This is a genomic window from Actinoplanes sp. NPDC048791, from assembly GCF_040650095.1.
In the GTDB taxonomy this organism is placed as follows: domain Bacteria; phylum Actinomycetota; class Actinomycetes; order Mycobacteriales; family Micromonosporaceae; genus Actinoplanes.
Genome location: NZ_JBEZGQ010001305.1, coordinates 1 through 2,016, shown reverse-complemented (window position 1 = coordinate 2,016; position 2,016 = coordinate 1). Strand labels below are relative to the sequence as shown.

Genomic DNA, 2,016 nt, shown 5'->3' with positions numbered 1-2,016 from the left:
CCGCTGCCCGGACCGGCCGAACAGCCGGCCCAGCGTGCCGACCCGGGCCAGCCGTGGGCCGGCGGCGCCGAGGAAGGCCGGCAGCAGCGTCACCGACGCGACCACCATGATCAACACGACGATGGAGACCGCGAGCCCGCCCATCGTCATGAACGGCACGTCCGCGACCGCCATGCCGAGGATCGACACGACCACGGTGCCGCCGGCGAAGACGACGGGTCGCCCGGCCGTGGCCACCGCTCGCCCGGCCGCCTCGTGGGGATCGAGCCCGAGCTTGAGGTACTCGCGGTGCCGGACGAGCACGAACAGCGCGTAGTCGATGCCGACCCCCAGCCCGACCATGCTGCCGAGTACCGGGGCGAAGGTCGGGATCTCGATCACCCGCGCGAGCACCGTCATCGTGGCGACGCCGACGGTGAGGCCGAAGACCGCCATCCCGATCGGCAGCGCGGCAGCGATGAGCGAGCCGAACGCCAGGAACAGGATCGCGGCCGCGGCCAGGAGACCGATCAGCTCGCCGGTGCCGCCGCCGGTGCCGGAGAAGGCGAAGAACAGGTCCCCGCCCATCTCGATACGTAGCGGCACCTCGCCGCGCAGCCGGTCCCCGAGGTCGACAAGAGCGTCGAGATCGTCGGCTGACAGCCGGCTCTGGTCGGGGTACTGCACGCGGACGACGGCGATCCGTCCGTCGGCCGACACCAGCCCGGACCTGACGGCGGCGTCCGCGCCCCGGCCGAGTGCCTCTGCCGGGTCGGTGGTGCCGAGCACGTGCGGGAGCTGCCTCACCTCGGCCTGCAGCCGCGTCAACGCGGCCCGGGCCGGGCCGTCGACGAAGAACGACGCCCCGCTGTCGACGGGGGTGACGACCACCTGGGCGGTCATCCCCTCCTGGCCGGTGCCGGCCCGCTCGATCAACTCCGCGGCCCGCTGGGAGTCCAGTCCGGGAGCGGTCATCGTGTCGGCGGTCCGGCCGCCGAAGGCGGTTGCGGCGAGGACCGCCAGCGCGGCGGCGAGCAGCCACGCCGCTATCACCTGCCACGGATGGCGGGCGGCGCTGCCACCCAGTCGGGAGAGGGCTTTCGAGAGCATGGGGGTCCTCCAACCACCTCGTCGGCCGCATTCGCACGACCGCCGATGACGAGAGTCGTCGCGGCGGCGCTTCCGGGCATCGGCCCGGGAGCCGCCGATCGGCCCGCCCCCGGGCGGAGGGACGCCCCGTTCTTTCGGCCGATGCGCGGCGCGGTGGGCTCCCTAGGCTGAGACCGTGCTGCGAGACGACCTGCGAAACTTCTGGACCGAACCACGGCCGCCCGATGCCCCGGGCCGGTTGTGGCGGGACTGGGCGCTGGTCGCCGCGGCCCTGGTCGGTGTGATGCTGGAGGCCACGCTGCGGGACAACGTCGTGTGGCGGCCGGTCGCGGTGGCGTTCGGCGTCTGGCTGGCCGTCCTGCCGCTGTGGCGGCGGACCCGCCCGCTGGCGACGGTCGCGCTGGCGTTCGGCGCCATAATCGTGCTCCAGGTGGCCACGGTGCTGTGGGGCCCGCGGGAACCGGTGGGTCTGAACTCCGGCCTGATCGTGCTCGTGCTGGTGTACGCGTTGCCCCGGTGGGGATCGGGCCGGGAGATCGTGCTGGGCGGCGTGGTGATCCTCGCGGGCTTCGCGGTCTCGGCGGCGACGGACGACACCCCGGTCGGCGAGGAGATCGCGGGCCTCGTGTTCCTGCTCATGCCCGCGGTGATCGGGGCCTCCGTACGGTTCTGGTCAACCGCTCGAGAACGGCAGCTGGAGCGGATGCGCTCCCACGAGCGGGAGCGGCTCGCCCGGGAACTGCACGACACGGTGGCCCACCACGTTTCGGCCATGGTGATCCGCGCCCAGGCCGGCCGGGTGGTCGCCGGCACTGACCCGGCCGCCGCGGTCGAGGCGCTGGAGGGGGTCGAGGAGGAGGGCGCGCGCACGCTGGAGGAAATGCGGGCCATGGTCGCGACCTTGCGCGACAGCGGCGCCGGCGCCGA

2 protein-coding genes are annotated in these 2,016 nt (G+C 73.8%); one reads left to right on the top strand and one right to left on the bottom strand.

Features of this window, described 5'->3' with window-relative positions:
• The coding region (locus tag AB0C29_RS45685; protein ID WP_360834250.1) for an MMPL family transporter at positions 1-1,089 on the bottom strand (1,089 nt) is incomplete at its 3' end.
• 175 nt (positions 1,090-1,264) lie between these two features.
• Between AB0C29_RS45685 and AB0C29_RS45680 the strand changes: the two genes are divergently transcribed.
• The coding region (locus AB0C29_RS45680) for a histidine kinase dimerization/phosphoacceptor domain-containing protein (protein ID WP_360834248.1) at positions 1,265-2,016 on the top strand (752 nt) is incomplete at its 3' end.